A 16,092-nucleotide genomic window follows, 5' to 3' on the forward strand; every position below is an offset into this window, starting at 1 on the left:
GTCTGGGGCATTTCCCCTCAAATCCGGATAAAACCCCAAGAGACTCAAGGACAAAAGGGAAGGCCGGCCCGTGCCGATGATCTACAAAATCACCCCTGCTTCGGCCTGGCGCGAAGCCGAACGGCAGGGCGTGTACCGGGGCAGTGCCGATGACAAACGCGACGGCTTCATCCATTTTTCCACCGCCTCCCAGGTGGCCGAGACCGCGCGCAAGCACTACCACGGGCAAACCGGCCTGTTCCTGGTCGCGGTCGATGCCGATGCGCTGGGCGATGCCCTGCGCTGGGAGCGGTCGCGCAATGATGAGCTGTTCCCGCATCTCTATGGCGAGCTCGACCTCGGCGCCGTCACCGAGATCCTCGACCTTCGCGCGCGCTCCGACGGTGGCCACGAAGTTCCGGAGCTCAAGCCGTGATCCGTGCCTTCGACACCTTCTCGCTGCCGCTGCTGCGTTGGCTCGATCCCGAGGATGCCCATCGCATGGCGATCCAGGGCCTGAAGCTGCTGCCGCCGATCCGGCAGCGGCCGGATGACCCCAAGCTCGCGGTGCGCGCCTTCGGACTCAACTTTCCAAACCCGATCGGCATGGCGGCGGGTTTCGACAAGAGTGCGGAGGCGCCCGACGCGCTGCTGCGGCTCGGCTTCGGCTTTGTCGAGATCGGCTCGGTGACGCCGAAGCCGCAAGGCGGCAACCCGCGGCCGCGGCTGTTTCGCCTGGAGCGCGACGAGGCCGTCATCAACCGCATGGGCTTCAACAATGACGGCGCGGAGGTCGTGCTGCGGCGGCTCGCCGCGCGCGCCAGCGCCGGCGGCATCGTCGGGGTCAATGTCGGGGCCAACAAGGATTCGCCCGACCGCGCCGCCGATTATGTGAAGCTGATCGAGACGTTTGCGCCGGTCGCGAGCTATTTCACCGTCAATGTCTCCTCGCCGAACACGCCGGGCCTGCGCAATCTGCAGCAATCGGCGGCGCTCGACGATCTGCTGGCGCGGGTCATCGACACCCGCGAGCGCGTGCGCAAGAACGCCGGCGACTCGCCGGTCCTGCTCAAGATCGCGCCGGATCTGAGTTTGGCCGAGCTCGACGACGTCGTGCACATCGCCCGCTCGCGGCGCGTCGACGGCATGATCGTCGCCAACACCACGCTGGCGCGGCCCTCGACCTTGCGCGAGGAGAATCGCGCCAAGGAGCAGGGCGGCCTGTCGGGCCGTCCGCTGTTCCGGCTGTCGACGCGGATGGTGGCCGAGACCTATGTCCGTGTCGAAGGCGCGTTTCCGCTGATCGGCGTCGGCGGCATCGATAGCGGCGGCGCCGCACTGACCAAGATCCGCGCCGGGGCCAGCCTGATCCAGCTCTATTCCTCGCTGGTCTACAAGGGCCTCGGCCTCGTCGATGACATCAAGCGTGATCTGTCCTCGACGCTACTGCGTACCGGCCGCGATTCGCTGTCGGAAATCGTCGGCGCCGATGCGGCGACCATCACGGCCGAGGACTGGCCGGTGAGGTAGCTACCCGTAGCCCGGATGAAGCGAAGGCTGCGCTTTAACCTCCCCTTGAAAGGGGAGGTCGCTTTGCTCGCCAGAGCAAAGCGGGTGGGGATCAGCTCTCTCCATGAGCTGCGTCGCCTGCGGCTGACCCCCATCCCGACCTTCCCCCTTTCAGGGGAAGGGGAAGAGAACTTCGTAGCCCGGATGAAGCGAAGCGCAATCCGGGACAGTCTCGCTGCGGATGCAGACCCCGGATTTCGCTTCGCTGCATCCGGGCTTCTGTAACGGGCCTTGGTTAGTCAATCCCTTTTTGCGTGATCCAGTCGCCGGGCACTTGCTTCTGTACGGGATCGGCGCGGTGGCCGTCGCCTGATGGGGTGCATTTGAGGAGCCGGCCGGCCAATCTACGGAAGCGTGGTTGTGAGCCACTTCCCGGATGGCGGCCTGACCGGATCCATCGTCCCGGCTAGGGACCTCGCTCGGGGAGAGCCTGGTGTCGTGGCCCGCCCAGAACCGATCGATACTCCTTGCTTAGCTTGCCATGGCGTTGACCGTCGGATTGAACGGTCGAGCGTCGGCGAGCATGCGATGCAGGATCACGGCGAGTTTGCGCGCGAGCGCTACCTTGGCCTTGCGCATGCCTGCGCGCCTGGCGATCCGCATCGCCCAGCTCTTCAATGCCGAGCAATTCTTGACCGGCTTGGTCAGCATGACGTGAGCCGCCTGGTAGAGCGCCTCGCGCACGGACGCATCCCCGATCTTGCTGATGCGGCCGGTGTAATCGGTCTCGCCGGATTGGTACTTCTTCGGGGTGAGCCCAAAGTGGGCTCCCGTGGCCTTCGAGGAGCGAAAGCGCTGCGGGTCGTCGACCGCCGAAGCATAGGTGAGCGCCACGATCGGGCCCACCGACGGCGTCGTCATCAGGAGCCTCGCTTGCGGATGCGTCCTGGCGAGCTTCTGGGTGTGCTTGTCCAGGCTGTTGAACTCGCGCAGCAGCACGGCATGGGCCTGGAGCAGCGCCGCCGCGACCAACTCCAGTCCGGGATGGCCGGTCACGAGCTCGCGGATGCGTCCGGCGAACGTGCGCTCGGTTGTCGCACCGACCTTCAGGCCAAAACCGCGGAGCACGCCGCGCAGGCTGTTCTCGACATCGCGAAGCTTGGATTGCAGCAGCTTGCGCGCCGTCAGGATGGCGCGGGTCTCCTGCGCCGCGACCGACTTGCAGTGCACCGGTCGGAACCAGCCGAGCCGCATCAACTGCGCGATCCGGCGGGCATCGTTGCGATCCGTCTTCACTGGCATCGACTTGAAGGCTTCGCGAACGTGCCGCGTTTCCAGCAGCTCGACCGCAAACCCTGCGTCCCGGATCGCTGCGTAAAGCCATTGTGACAGCGGGCCTGCCTCCAGCCCGATCCGTTCCAGTACCAGACCCAGCGACCGGAACCAGGCGATCAGCGCCTCCGGCTCGCTCGCAACCTTCGTCTCGCGCAAAATCTTGCCTGTCCCATCGACAAGGCAAACGCTCGAGCATTCCAAAGACACATCAATTCCTGCATAGTGGTACATGGTCGTCCCTCGATGATGCTTGGAGCGGGCTTGCCCGACTCCGTTTCGACACCATCAGTTTGAGGGACGACCGCCTTCCAACCAACAGGCCGCTCGCGAGCGCGCTTCCAAATTGCGCCGTAGCGAGCGGGCGGCCGGCCCGTTACCCCATCTACGCAGCTACGCTTTGAACGTCTTCCTGAGCAGCGCCGGATAGAGCAGGCCCTGCAGGCCGCCGCGTGCGACGTAGAAGCCGAGCAGCGCGATCCATAGACCGGTGTTGCCGAACGAGCTGAGCGCCCACCAGGTGGCGAGGAAGATCGCGAGCGAGGCCAGCATCAGATTACGCATCTCGCGCGCCCAGGTGGCGCCGACATAGATGCCGTCGAAGCCGAACGCGAATACGCCGGGCAGGGGTGCCAGGATCACGAACGGCAGGAACTCGCGGGCATAGCGGCGCACGTCGTCGCTGGTCGTCATCAGATTGATCAGCGCCGGTCCGAACAGCGCGAACAGCACCGACACAACCAGCGCAAAGCCGATGCCCCAGAGCAGCACCAGCCGGGTCGAATCGGAAAAGCCGCGTGCATCGCGTGCGCCGAAGGCGCGGCCGCAGAGCTGTTGTGCGGCATTGGCGAGGCCGTCGAGGAAGAAGGCGCTCACCAGCAGGAAATTGTTCAGCACCGAATTCGCCGCCAGCGTCACGTCGCCTTCGCGCGCGCCCTTGGCGGTGAAAAACAGGAACACGACGATCAGCGCCGCGGTGCGGACCATGATGTCGCGATTGACCGCCAGCATGCGCATCAGCTTGGCGCGGTCGAACAGCGTGGCCGCGGGCACCGCGAAGCCGCCTTGCGAGATCCGCCAGGCCACGACGATGCCGACAGCGAAACCGGCGGTCTCGGCGAGCACGGCGGCGATCGCGGCACCGGCGATGCCGGCGCCGTAGACCTGCACCAGCAGCACGGTCGCGGCCATGTTGATCAGGTTGATCACGATCTGCAGCGCCAGCGCCAGATTGGCGCGGGCCTGGCCGACCAGCCAGCCCAGGATGACGTAGTTGGCGAGCGCCAGTGGCGCCGACCAGATCCGGATCATGAAATAGCTCTTGGCCGCGCGCGTGACGCCTTCGCTGCCGCCCATCAGCTGGAATGTGACGGCGGCGAGCGGCACCTGCAGCGCGATCAGCGCCGCGCCGATCAGGCCGGCGACGATGAAGCCGCGCACCAGGATCGCGGCATATTCCTTGATCTCGCCGGCGCCTTGCGCCTGCGCGGTGAAGGCCAGCGTGCTCATGCGCAGGAAGGCGAACAGCCAGAACAGGCAGTCGAAGATCACCGAGGCCATCGCCACGCCGCCGAGCAGTGCGGCATCGTCGAGGCGGCCGATCGCGGTGGTCGAGACGATGCCGATCAGCGGCGTGGTCAGGTTGGCGACCATCGCGGGGCCGGCGATGGCGAACACCTGGCGCGTCGTGATCTTCGGGTGGATGGGTGCGTGCATGGCTACAGTTGCAAGGAATATACGCTTCTATCGCGTCGACCGTCGTGCGGCCATGCTGGAATTGTTCTCAGAGCAATGCGATGGCGGAGGGGCAGCCGACAAGACCTTGCATGGTCAGAGCGTTACGACCATGCCGTCGCTCGCGGCAATGTAGGGCAGGTCGCCGACACGGCCGAGCATGTCGTCGCTCATATGGGTCAGCACCACGCGCTTGGCGTTGATGGCGGGCAAATGCGCTTCCAGCGTCTTCAGGCTGAGATGGTTCTTGACCATCTTGTCGTACATGTAGGCTTCGGCGATGAAGAGGTCGGCGTCCTGCGCCGCCGGGATCAGCGCGTCGGTCCATTCGGTGTCGGCGCTGTAGCTGATGATGCGGCCTTCCGCCCCGACGCGGTAGGCCATGAACGGCCCGCCGGATTCGCCATGCACGACAGGGTAGGGCGTCACGGTCACCTCGCCGAAGCTGCGCGTTTCGCGCGGTGCGAGCGTGACGACGGACAGATCGAAGCGTTGTTTGGTTTTGGAGGAATGCTCGAACATCACCTCCATCACCGCAGGCAGTTTCGTTTCGATGCCTTGCGGCCCGGCGATCACCAGCGGCCGGGTGCGGCGGGAGAATTGCGCGTCGAGCAGGAAGAACGGCAGGCCGGCAAAATGATCGCCGTGGAAATGCGTGATGAGGATCAGGTCGATTGCGTCGCGGTCGATCTCGAGCCGCTTCATCGCCGGCAGCGACGAGGCGCCGCAATCGATCAGGAAATTGCTGCGCGCGCCGCTGACGTGGAAACAGGTGTTGAAGCGGCCGCCGGAGCCGAATGCATCGCCGCAGCCGACAAATCGCAATTGCATCGGCTGCGCACTCTCCTTGGGATCAGCGGCCGCGCGGCGCGCCGAACAGCCGCGACAACAGCCAGATCGGAATCACGATGACGGCGCCGAGCAGGAAGTAGCGCCAGGCCCAGTCGATCGCATCGAAGCCGAAATCCCAGATGCTCTGGAACAGCCTGCGGATGCTGTTGAGGATGTTCCATGGATCGAGGCCGATCGCGGCGAGCACGACACCGACCAGAATCGACAGCAAAATCAACCGGAACGCCACAGAGAGCGGCGATCCGCCGAGAAAGCGGTACAGGCCGTCACTCCGGCCGGCCGGCAAGTCCCGGATGTCGTTTGGCATTGCTGTCTCCAATAGCGTTTTCGCGCGAAGTGGGCACCGGTTCGCGTGAAGAAAACGCGTCAAAACAAAACCTAGACCTCGATTCTGATCCCATCAGAACCGAGGTCTAACGGAATCGCCCGCATTATAGGTCACGGCGGTGCACATGGGAAACCCGCGCGCCGCGATCAATGGCTGCCATGCACGCTTGGGATTTAACTTCCTGTCATGGAGATTAACATCCGTTCAAGCGTCTCCAGCCGGTCGGCTTCGCGCGGCGGCTTGTCCCAGCGCAGGCGGCTGATCCGGGGAAAGCGCATCGCGACGCCGGATTTGTGCCGCGGCGAGCGCTGCAAGCCCTCGAAGGCGACCTCCAGCACCAGCCCCTGATCAGGCTCATGCACGACATGGCGCACCGGGCCGAACTTCTCGGTGGTGTTGCGGCGGACGAAGCGGTCGATCTGCAACAGCTCTTCGTCGGTGAAGCCGAAATAGGCCTTGCCGACCGGCACCAGCTCGTCACCGGCCTCGCCATGGGTCCAGACCCCGAACGTATAGTCGGAGTAATAGGAGGAGCGCTTGCCATGGCCGCGCTGGGCATACATCAGCACGGCGTCGATGATGTGCGGATCGCGCTTCCACTTCCACCACGGACCTTTCGGCCGTCCGGGCAGATCAGGGCGCGTCGCGCCGTTTCAGCATCACGCCTTCGACCGCGTCGGCATCGTCGCCGGCGCCGGCGCTCTTGGGATCGGCACGCGCCGCGGCCAGCTCGTCCCAGCTCGCGAACGGGACGGTCGGCGACAGATCGATGCGCGGATCGTTCAGCTTGGCCACGAAGGCTTCGAGATGCGCGCGGCGTTCGGTGAAGGGCAGCTCGCGCAGATCGTTCTCGTCGTCGCCGAGCAGGTCGTAGGCGCGCAGGTGGATCGGAAATTCCTTGATCAGCTTCGGCGAAACGACCTTGCGGTTCAGCCGCTGTTGCAACACGTTGAAGGTCTGCACGCGGCCGTCGCGCAGCACCAGCAACTCGCCGTCGATCGCGCCGGGCAGATACAGCGACGGCACCAGATCCGGAAAGCTGCCGGTGATATCCTCGCCGGTGCGTGAATAGAGCCGCGCCTGGACGTGGCCGCGCGCATCGCGGCCGGACACCGCCTGCACCCGGATGCCGTCCCATTTCCATTCCGCGCTGAAATCGGCGGCGTCGAGATTGGCGAAATCGCTATCCTCGATCGCGTGCGCCAGCATCACCGGGCGGAACGGCGCAGGGTCGCGGTTGACCGGTTTGTCGCCGCGGCCCTCGAGCCAGGCGAACAGGTCGAGATAGGGCGGCGACAGGCCGGGCCACAGCAGCTCGATCTCGTGCGGGTCCGTGGTCCCGAGCGCCGCCGCCGCGGTCTTCGCCAGCCGCGCCGAGATCCCGATCCGCATCGCGCCGGTGACGAGTTTCAAGAGCGCCCAGCGCCCGGTCTCGTCGAGCTCATCCAGCCAGCGCGCCAGCTGCGCCGGCAGCTCGGCCTTGCCGAGCGTGCGCAACGTGGTGACGACGTCAGTGAGGGTGGGAGGAGGCGGGTTGTTGTGGCCCGGCAGCTCCGCCCTCGGCCACATCAGCGCGACTGTTTCCGAAAGATCGCCGACGTAATCATAGGAGTAGCCGAACAGCACCGGGTCGGCGCGTTCGGTGATCAGGTCGCGGATCAGGCCGGGCTTGGCGTGCTTGAACGACAGCGCGCCGGTCAGTGCCGCCAGCGCGTAGCCGCGGTCGGGGTCCTCGGTCTCGCGGAAATAGGCGACCAGCAGCTTGATCTTGTTGTTGCGGCCGGGCTCGTAGGCGAGGCGGTCGAGCAGCTCGGCAAAGCGGTTCATGTTTCCGCCTCGCCGGCGGGCTGGGCCTCGCCGGCCAGTGCGGCCGTCTCGCCTTCGTCCTCGTCGCCATAGCCGACCAGATCGAGCGGTCGCGCGGCAAGGCCTTTGGTCTTGCACCAATGTACCAGCGCATCTTCCTGGCCGTGGGTGACCCAGATCTCGCCGGCGCCGGTCGCCGCGATTGTCGCCGTCAGCCCGTCCCAGTCCGCATGATCTGATATCACCAGCGGCAGCTCGACGCCGCCCTGGCGGGCCCGGGCGCGCACGCGCATCCAGCCCGAGGCGAATGCGGTGACTGGATCGGGAAAGCGGCGCGTCCAGACATCGGATGTTGCGCTTGGCGGCGCCAGCGTGATGGTGCCGGCAAGCTCGGCTTTCTTCATGCCGCGCGCGGGCCGGAGCTCGCCGAGCGCAATGCCGCGCTCCTGATAGTAGTAAGTGATCTTCTCCATCGCGCCATGCAGATAGATCGGCGCGTCGTAGCCGGCCTCGCGCAGCAGCGCGATCACGCGCTGTGCCTTGCCGAGCGAATAGGCGCCGACCAGATGCGCGCGCTCCGGGAACAGTTTGACCGAGGCCAGCAGCTTGTTTACTTCGCCGGCGGCATCGCCATGGCGGAACACCGGCAATCCAAACGTCGCCTCCGATATGAAGACGTCGCAGGGCACCAGCTCGAACGGCGCGCAGGTCGGATCGCGCGCATCCTTGTAGTCGCCGGAGGCGACGATTCGGGTGTCCTTGCAGGTCACCGATATCTGGGCGGAGCCCAGCACGTGGCCAGCGGGATGAAACGTCACCGTGACGTCGCCGAGCCTGATCTCCTCGCCATAGGCGATCGCCTGCGTCGAGCCGGCGAAATTCTCGCCATAGCGCAGCCGCATCATGTCGAGCGTTTCCCGGGTCGCGAGCACCGCGCCGTGACCCGCCCGCGCATGGTCGGAATGGCCATGGGTGATCAGTGCCCGCTCGACCGGCCTGACAGGATCGATGTGGAAGCCGCCGGGCTTGCAGCAAAGCCCGGCCGGGACGGGCATCAGGATGTCTTGCGGGCGCATCGTCCCTATATAGGCGCTCGATCCGCGATGTTTAGCCGGATCCGCGGGCTTGACCCGTGCATCCATCTCCGGAAAAAGTCCGTGCTTTGATGGATGGCCGGACCCGGCCGAGATTGGTTCCTTAAAGCGAATGGCCCCCCGCCTGTTTCTGTCCTCCGGCGACCTCGTCGCTGACCGCCGCTACGAGTTCGCGCGCGACCTGCAATTGAAGGGCGATCTGCCGGCCGCCGCCGAGCTGCTCGAACAGGCGATCGAGCTTGTGCCGAAATTCCCGTCGGCCTGGTACACGCTGGGCAAGATCCGCCTGGAGCTCGGTCAGCGCGAGGCCGCGATCGCAGCGTTCCGCGGCGCGCGCGACGCCGATCCCGAAGACCGGCATGGCGCCGGCCTTCACCTGATGCAGCTCGGCGTCGAGGCCGTCAGCGCGATGCCGCCGGGCTATGTCCAGACGCTGTTCGATCAATATGCGCCGCGCTTCGAGGCCGCGCTGGTCGGCGATCTCGGCTATCGCGGCCCGGCACTGCTGTTCAAGGCGGTGCTGTCGGTGCGTGCGGGCGCAAAGAAACCGGCCTTCTTCAAGCGTGCGATCGATCTCGGCTGCGGCACCGGGCTGGCGGCCGGCGCATTCGCCCGGCATGTCGATCGCTTCATCGGCATCGACCTGTCGCCGCGCATGATCGACAAGGCGCGCGCCACCGGCCTCTATGCCGAGCTCGAGGTCGACGACATGTCGAAGGCCGTTTCGGCCAAACGCGAGGCCAGCGCCGAATTGATCCTGGCCGCCGATGCAATGGTCTATGTCGCCGATCTCGCGCCGGTGCTCGCCGAGGCCAGCCGCGTCCTGGTGGCGGGCGGCGTGCTCGCCTTCACGGCCGAGACCCATGACGGCGAAGGCGTCATCGTCGGCGAGGGACTGCGCTACGCCCACAGTGCAGCTTACGTGCGCGACTCCGTCGCTGCCGCGGGGCTGACGCTGGCCCAGCTCGACGATCTCTCGGCGCGCAATGAAGACAATATCCCGGCACCCGGACTCGTCGCCGTGGCTGTGAAGCCGTGACGCTTTTCACCCTCTCCCCCTGTGGGAGAGGGTCGCTTCGCGCAGCGAAGCGGGGTGAGGGGTCTCTCTCCGCGGATAGAGATCCCTCATCCGGCTCGCATCTTCGATGCGAGCCACCTTCTCCACAAGGGGAGAAGGGAAGAGAGCACCGCCTCGCACTCAAACTTGAGTCTACACGCTACGCATTTGCCGTGACGCGGCATTGCGCCGCAAAGCTGTGACTTCGCGCTTGCCCGGCGCAAAGCGGAATGCGAGAGAGCTTTTCGTCTCAGGGAGAGAAATAATGAAAAAACATACACGGCGCGAGTTCGGCGCCACTGCATTGTCCGTGATCGCCGCGTCCGTGCTGCCCGCGCCTTTTGTGCGGGCCGCCGACAAGAAGTACGATCCGGGTGCGAGCGATACCGAGATCAAGCTCGGCCAGACCGTTCCGCATTCCGGCCCCGGCTCGCTCTATGGTGTGCTGGGCCGCGTCGGCGAAGCCTATTTCCAGATGCTGAACGACAAGGGCGGCATCAACGGCCGCAAGGTGAAATTCCTCACCATGGACGATGCCTACAGCGCGCCGAAATGCGTCGAGGCGACGCGCCGTCTGGTCGAGCAGGAGGAGGTGCTGGCGCTGTATGGCTCGCTCGGCACCGCGCCGCAGACCTCCGTGCACAAGTATCTCAATTCCAAGGGCGTTCCCCAACTGCTGTTGAACACCGGCGCCTCGAAGTGGAACGATCCGAAGAATTTCAAATGGACCATGGCGGGCCTGCCGCTCTATCCGACCGAGGCGCGCATCCTGGCCAAGCACGTCGTCAACGTGAAGCCGAACGCCAAGGTCGGTATCCTCTACCAGAACGATGATTTCGGCCGCGACTTCCTCGGGCCGTTCAAGAAGGTGCTGGCCGATGCCGGCGGCAAGGCACAGGTGATCATGGAGCAGACCTATGATCTCACCGATCCGACGGTCGATTCGCAGCTCATCAATCTCTCGAAGTCGGGCGCCGACGTCTTCTACAACATCACCACCGGCAAGGCGACGTCGCAGTCGATCCGCAAGGTGACCGAACTCGGCTGGAAGCCGCTGCAATTGCTGTCGGCGGGCTCGACCGGTCGCTCGATCCTGAGCGCCGCGGGCCTCGAGAACGCCAAGGACATCGTCGCGATTCGCTACAACAAGGAAGTCGGCGTACCCCGCTACGAGAAGGATCCGGACGTGATCGCGTTCGAGGAGCTGCGCAAGAAGTACCTGCCGAACATCGACCCTGACAACACCATCGCCTTCGCCGGCTATGGGCAGGCGGCGACGATGGGCGAAATCCTGCGCCGCTGCGGCGACGACCTGACCCGCGCCAACGTGCTGAAGCACGCCACCACGCTCGCCGGTTTCCACTCGCCCTATTTCCTCGACGGCATCAATTACAGCTACACGCCCGACGACTACACGCCGATGAAGACGCTCTATGTCTCGATCTTCAACGGCAAGGATTGGGACCTCTCCGGCCAGCCGATGACGGAGTAGTTGGGTAAGCCTCGCTCTCTCGTCCCCCTCGCCCCGCTCTTGCCGGGAGAGGGCGGGGTGAGGGGCTTCCCTCCGCGAGGCGGTGTGTGTCGAAAGACCTTTACCCCCTCACCCGGATCGCATCTGGCGATGCGACATAGCCGAAGCTTCGCTTCGGCGTTTCTTGAACGGCCGCCAAGGGCGGCCTATGCCTCTCCCCGCAGGCGGGGCGAGGTGACATCCAGGCGCTTCGCAGCGCACGGAGCGCGCTGGTAGTCCTGCCACCTGCCGCCATTTCCGCTCCGCCCTCGACGAAGCCGCCTGAACCACCTACCTCTTGGGCGTGTCGACGCTCGATCTCTTTTCGTTCCGCCGTCGGAAACGGCCGATCTCCTGCCGCGCCGGTTTCGCGACTGGTTTGCCTCACGCGGCTGGTCGCCGCGCGAGCATCAGTTCGCGCTGCTGGCGAAAGCGCGCGAGCAGCGCTCGGCGCTGCTGATCGCGCCCACGGGAGCGGGCAAGACGCTGGCGGGGTTCTTGCCGACACTGGTGGAGTTGAGTGGAGAGGGGCAGGGCAAGAACTCTTACCTCCCCCTGAAAGGGGGAGGTCGGCACGCTCGGGGGCGCACTAGCGCAACCGAGCGCGACGGGTGGGGGTCAGCCGCGGGCACGGAGCGAGCGGCTGACCCCCACCCCAACCCTCCCCCTTTCAGGGGGAGGGAGCCCGACGATCTCGCAAGCGACGAAATTGAATCGAAGACGGTTCGCCCAGCCCTTATCTCCACCGGCCGCGGTGTTCGCCGCAGCGGCGGGCTGCACACGCTTTACATCTCGCCGCTGAAAGCGCTCGCGGTCGATATCGCGCGCAATCTGGAGACGCCGGTCGCCGAGATGGGGCTGCCGATCAGGATCGAGACCCGCACCGGCGACACGCCGGTGTCGCGGCGGCAGCGGCAGCGGCGCTATCCGCCGGACATCCTGCTCACCACGCCGGAGCAGCTGGCGCTGCTGCTGGCGTCCGACGACGCGCCGTTCCTGTTCTCTTCGCTGAAGCGCATCGTGCTCGAACGAACTGCATGCGCTCGTCACCTCCAAGCGCGGCGATCTGCTGTCGCTCGGACTTGCGCGGCTCTGGACCATCGCGCCGCAGACACGCGCTATTGGCCTCTCGGCGACGGTCGCCGAGCCGGAGCAGCTCGCGCGCTTCCTGGTGCCGCAGCCCGGTGGCGAGAACGCGTCCGCCGACGTCGTCACCGCCGGCGGCGCTGCGCCGCCGGTCGTCGAGATGCTCGACACCCGCGAGCGCCTGCCGTGGTCCGGCCACAGCGCGCGCCATGCGCTGCCCGAAGTCTACGAGATGATCAAGCGCAACAAGACCACGCTGGTGTTCGTCAACACCCGCAGCCAGGCCGAGATGCTGTTCCAGGATCTCTGGCGCATGAACGACGATGGGCTCGCGATCGCGCTGCATCACGGCTCGCTCGACGTCGCGCAGCGCCGCAAGGTCGAGGACGCGATGGCCGGCGGCCGGCTGCGCGGCGTGGTCTGCACCTCCTCGCTCGATCTCGGCGTCGACTGGGGCGATGTCGACCTCGTCATCAATATCGGCGCGCCGAAAGGCTCCTCGCGGCTGATGCAGCGGATCGGCCGCGCCAACCACCGCTTCGACGAGGCCTCGCGCGCCGTGCTGGTGCCGGCCAACCGCTTCGAGGTGCTGGAATGCCGTGTCGCGATCGACGCCATCGCCGAGAATGCGCAGGACACGCCGCCGCTGCGCTCGGGCGCGCTCGACGTGCTGGCCCAGCACGTGCTCGGTTGCGCCTGCGGCAAGCCGTTCCTGTCCGATGAGCTCTATGATGAGGTGAGGACCGCCGCACCCTATGCATCGCTCGCACGCACCGATTTCGACGATGTCGTCGATTTCGTCGCCACCGGCGGCTACGCGCTGAAGACCTATGAGCGTTTCGCGCGCATCAAGCGAGACAAGCAGGGCCGCTGGCGCGTTACCAATCCGAAGGTGCGGCAGAGCTATCGCCTCAACGTCGGCACCATCGTCGAGGAGACCATGCTGAAGGTGCGGCTGGTGCGCTCGCGCGCAGGCGGCCAAGGGAAAAGCGGCGGGTCGACCGGCGCGATCGCCCGCGGCGGCCGGATGCTGGGCGAGATCGAGGAGGTCTTCATCGAGGGCCTCGTGCCCGGCGACACTTTCGTCTTTGGCGGTGAGGTGGTGCGCTACGAGGCCTTGGTTGAAGACCAGGTCTATGTCTCCCGCGCCAATGATAAAGATGCAAAAGTGCCGTCCTATATGGGCGGCAAGTTTCCGCTGTCGACCTATCTTGCCGAACGCGTCCGCAAGCTGCTGGACAACAGCCGCGCCTGGAACGGATTGCCGGATCAGGTGCACGACTGGCTGTCACTGCAGCGAAAATTCTCGCGCGTGCCTGCGGTGCGCGAGCTCTTGGTCGAGACTTTTCCGCGCGGCGGCAGCCATTATCTGGTCTGCTATCCCTTCGAGGGCCGGCTCGCGCATCAGACGCTCGGCATGCTGCTGACCCGCCAGCTGGAGCGCGCCCGCGCCCGTCCGCTCGGCTTCGTCGCCAATGAATACGCGCTCGCGGTCTGGGGCGTCGGCGATCTCTCCTTCATGATCCGGCACGGCAAGCTCGATCTCAACGCGCTGTTCGATCCCGACATGCTCGGCGATGACCTCGAGGCGTGGCTTGCGGAATCGGCGCTGATGAAGCGCACCTTCCGCAACTGCGCCATCATCTCCGGCCTGATCGCGCGACGCTTCACCGACGAGGAGAAGTCGCGCCGCCAGGTGCTGTTCTCGACCGATCTGATCTACGACGTGCTGCGCAAGCACCAGGCCGACCATGTGCTGCTGCGCGCCGCGCGCGGCGATGCCGCCACGGGATTGCTCGATCTTCGCCGCCTCAGCGACATGCTTTCGCGCATCCACGGCCGAATCACCCACAAGGACCTCGACCACGTTTCTCCGCTTGCCGTCCCCGCGCTGCTGGAAATCGGCCGCGAGTCAGTTTATGGCGAAGCATCCGACGAGCTCCTGGCCGAGGCGGCCGAGGAACTCGTGCGGGAGGCGACGACGTAACGCTGGTACTCTGGGGAACAGGACGTGACGGCAAGCGCGCTAGTTTTGCGAGACGGTGACGACATGCGCGTTTCGAGGGTCACGGTGGCGGATGTCGGATTCGTGGCGGATTTCTCCGGCGCGCTGTTCTGGGAAGCGCAGCGCCTGCTGGTGGTGTCCGACCTGCATCTGGAAAAAGGCTCGAGCTTCGCCAGACGCGGCGTGCTGCTGCCGCCCTACGACACGGTCGCGACACTGAGCCGGCTCGCTGCTGTCATCGCGCGGCACGATCCGCGGCAGGTGATCGCGCTCGGCGACAGCTTTCACGATCGCGATGCGCATGAACGCCTGTCCAATCCGGACCGCGAGGCGCTCGCGGCGTTGCAGCTGCGGCGCAACTGGATCTGGATCTCGGGCAATCACGATCCGGCGCTGCCGTCCGATCTCGGCGGCGTGGTGGCGACCGAGGTCGCCATCGGTCCGATCGTGTTCCGCCATGAGCCGACCGGCGCAGCCGGCGAGATCGCCGGGCACCTGCATCCCAAGGCGCGAGTACCGACCCGCGGCCGCTCGATCGAGCGCCGCTGCTTCGCCTGTGACGGCGAGCGCGCGGTGATGCCGGCGTTCGGCGCCTACACCGGCGGCCTGAGCATCCGCGATGACGCGTTCACACGGATCTTCGGATCGCCCGGCTTCATGGCCCATGTGCTCGGCGACAACCGCGTCCACGCGTTCGTCGCGTCACGGTGTTATTAGCGATCGCCGACCAGCTGCTCCAATCTGCCATCATTTCTCGGTGTCGTCCCGGGCAAGCGAAGCGCGACCCGGGACCCATAACCACCGATCGTCGTTGTTGTGCGACGATTGGGCCACAGCTTGCTTCAGCAACACAGCCCCTGTGGTTATGGGTCCCTGATTTCGCAGGGACGACAGCGGAGTAGCGGCGCGACTTCGCCCTACGCCGCCTTCGCCTGCACGCTTTCGCAATACTCCGCGAGCCTGTCCGCCAGCCGCAATGTCGCGGGGCTGGCTTCGGGGGCGGCGACGAGAGCGACCTCGGTGCGGTCGATCGGCGCAAAGCCGTCCTTTGCTGTCAGCACGCGATGCTCGGGCTGGATCGACATTTCCGACAAAATGCTGAGCCCGAGGCCCGCGGCGACCGCGGCCTGGATGCCGGCGAGGCTGGAGGAGGTGTAGGCCATGTGCCAGTTGCGGCCGGCGCTCTCCAGCGCATGGATGGCGCGGGCGCGGTAGAGACAGCCGGAGGCGAAACCGATCAGCGGAACCGAGCCGGCAGTCGTATCGCGCGGGTGGCTCTTGCTGGTGACCCAGTGCACCCGTTCCGGCCAGACCGCGATGCCGCCCTTCTCATTGGCGGCGCGCTTGATCAGCGCGAGATCGAGATCGCCGCGTTCGAGATCACGGTACAGGAACAGGCTCTGCCCGGAGCGCACGTCGAGCCGCAGAATTCGGATGGCTGCGCGCAAAGGTCGCGAGCAGCTTTGTCAGCCGATAGGCGGCAAAATCCTCGGTGATGCCGATCCGGATCGCGCCTTCGCTGCCGGGGCGCGAGAGCACGTCGCGGGCCTCTTCGGCGAGCGACAATAGCCGCCGCGCATAGGTCAACAGCCGCTCGCCGGCTTCCGTCGGGGTGACGTCCTTGCCGCTACGGATCAATAGCGGCTGGCCGACATCCTCCTCCAGGCGCTTGATCTGCTGGCTCACCGTCGACTGCGTGCGGTGGACGCGCTCTCCGGCGCGGGTGAAGCCGCCGGCATCGACCACCGAGACGAAACTGCGCAACAGCTCCAGGTCGAGCATCGCAGCCTCCATTTGTAA

At 65.9% G+C, this 16,092-nt stretch carries 10 protein-coding genes and 3 pseudogenes; 6 read left to right on the forward strand and 7 right to left on the reverse strand.

The genetic code is table 11. The features are described from left to right. Window positions 1-70 precede the first annotated feature (70 nt). Together ACSKB9_RS27920 and ACSKB9_RS27925 are read left to right on the forward strand one after the other, a co-directional pair. The gene (locus ACSKB9_RS27920; RefSeq protein WP_438077148.1) at window positions 71-415 is read left to right on the forward strand and encodes a DUF952 domain-containing protein; all 345 of its coding nucleotides are present in this window, start codon (window positions 71-73) and stop codon (window positions 413-415) included. Beyond that, a complete protein-coding gene (locus tag ACSKB9_RS27925) occupies window positions 412-1,509 on the forward strand; it encodes a quinone-dependent dihydroorotate dehydrogenase (RefSeq protein ID WP_438077150.1) in 1,098 nt (365 codons plus the stop codon). Before ACSKB9_RS27920 ends, ACSKB9_RS27925 begins: the two co-directional genes overlap by 4 nt. A 510-nt stretch (window positions 1,510-2,019) precedes the next feature. On the opposite strand, the gene ACSKB9_RS27930 is transcribed toward ACSKB9_RS27925, so the two are convergent. The 6 genes and pseudogenes from ACSKB9_RS27930 to ACSKB9_RS27955 form a co-directional block, all read right to left on the reverse strand. Beyond that, window positions 2,020-3,054, reverse strand: coding sequence for an IS110 family transposase (locus ACSKB9_RS27930; protein ID WP_438075667.1), 1,035 nt, complete (start codon window positions 3,052-3,054; stop codon window positions 2,020-2,022). A gap of 159 nt (window positions 3,055-3,213) precedes the next feature. Further along, a complete protein-coding gene (locus ACSKB9_RS27935) occupies window positions 3,214-4,536 on the reverse strand; it encodes an MATE family efflux transporter (RefSeq protein WP_438077152.1) in 1,323 nt (440 codons plus the stop codon). A gap of 114 nt (window positions 4,537-4,650) precedes the next feature. Further along, on the reverse strand, window positions 4,651-5,385 hold the full coding sequence (locus ACSKB9_RS27940) for an MBL fold metallo-hydrolase (RefSeq protein WP_438077154.1): 735 nt from the start codon (window positions 5,383-5,385) through the stop codon (window positions 4,651-4,653). Window positions 5,386-5,407: 22 nt separating this feature from the next. Beyond that, entirely contained in the window at window positions 5,408-5,713 is a 306-nt protein-coding gene (locus ACSKB9_RS27945) for a DUF6460 domain-containing protein (RefSeq protein WP_438077156.1), read from the reverse strand. Window positions 5,714-5,907: 194 nt separating this feature from the next. Next, window positions 5,908-7,561: pseudogene (locus ACSKB9_RS27950) on the reverse strand (cisplatin damage response ATP-dependent DNA ligase). Then, the gene (locus tag ACSKB9_RS27955) at window positions 7,558-8,616 is read right to left on the reverse strand and encodes a ligase-associated DNA damage response exonuclease (protein WP_438077158.1); all 1,059 of its coding nucleotides are present in this window, start codon (window positions 8,614-8,616) and stop codon (window positions 7,558-7,560) included. Before ACSKB9_RS27955 ends, ACSKB9_RS27950 begins: the two are co-directional and overlap by 4 nt. Window positions 8,617-8,746: 130 nt before the next feature. Here ACSKB9_RS27955 and ACSKB9_RS27960 point away from each other — a divergent pair, with 130 nt between their 5' ends. The 4 genes and pseudogenes from ACSKB9_RS27960 to pdeM all read left to right on the forward strand — a co-directional run bounded on the left by ACSKB9_RS27960 (window position 8,747) and on the right by pdeM (window position 15,009). Next, window positions 8,747-9,673, forward strand: coding sequence for a methyltransferase domain-containing protein (locus tag ACSKB9_RS27960; protein ID WP_438077160.1), 927 nt, complete (start codon window positions 8,747-8,749; stop codon window positions 9,671-9,673). A 283-nt stretch (window positions 9,674-9,956) separates the two neighbouring features. Continuing rightward, window positions 9,957-11,183, forward strand: coding sequence for an ABC transporter substrate-binding protein (locus ACSKB9_RS27965; RefSeq protein WP_438077162.1), 1,227 nt, complete (start codon window positions 9,957-9,959; stop codon window positions 11,181-11,183). Between the two features lie 372 nt (window positions 11,184-11,555). Next, a pseudogene (locus ACSKB9_RS27970) lies at window positions 11,556-14,274 on the forward strand (ligase-associated DNA damage response DEXH box helicase). Window positions 14,275-14,337: 63 nt separating this feature from the next. After that, window positions 14,338-15,009, forward strand: a complete 672-nt coding sequence (gene pdeM / locus ACSKB9_RS27975) for a ligase-associated DNA damage response endonuclease PdeM (RefSeq protein ID WP_438077164.1) — start codon at window positions 14,338-14,340, stop codon at window positions 15,007-15,009. 200 nt (window positions 15,010-15,209) lie between these two features. Here the strand turns inward: pdeM and ACSKB9_RS27980 are convergent. Next, window positions 15,210-16,074: pseudogene (locus ACSKB9_RS27980) on the reverse strand (LysR family transcriptional regulator). Window positions 16,075-16,092: the final 18 nt, after the last annotated feature.

Source organism: Bradyrhizobium sp. BR 1433, from assembly GCF_051547665.1.
Classification (GTDB): domain Bacteria; phylum Pseudomonadota; class Alphaproteobacteria; order Rhizobiales; family Xanthobacteraceae; genus Bradyrhizobium; species Bradyrhizobium australafricanum.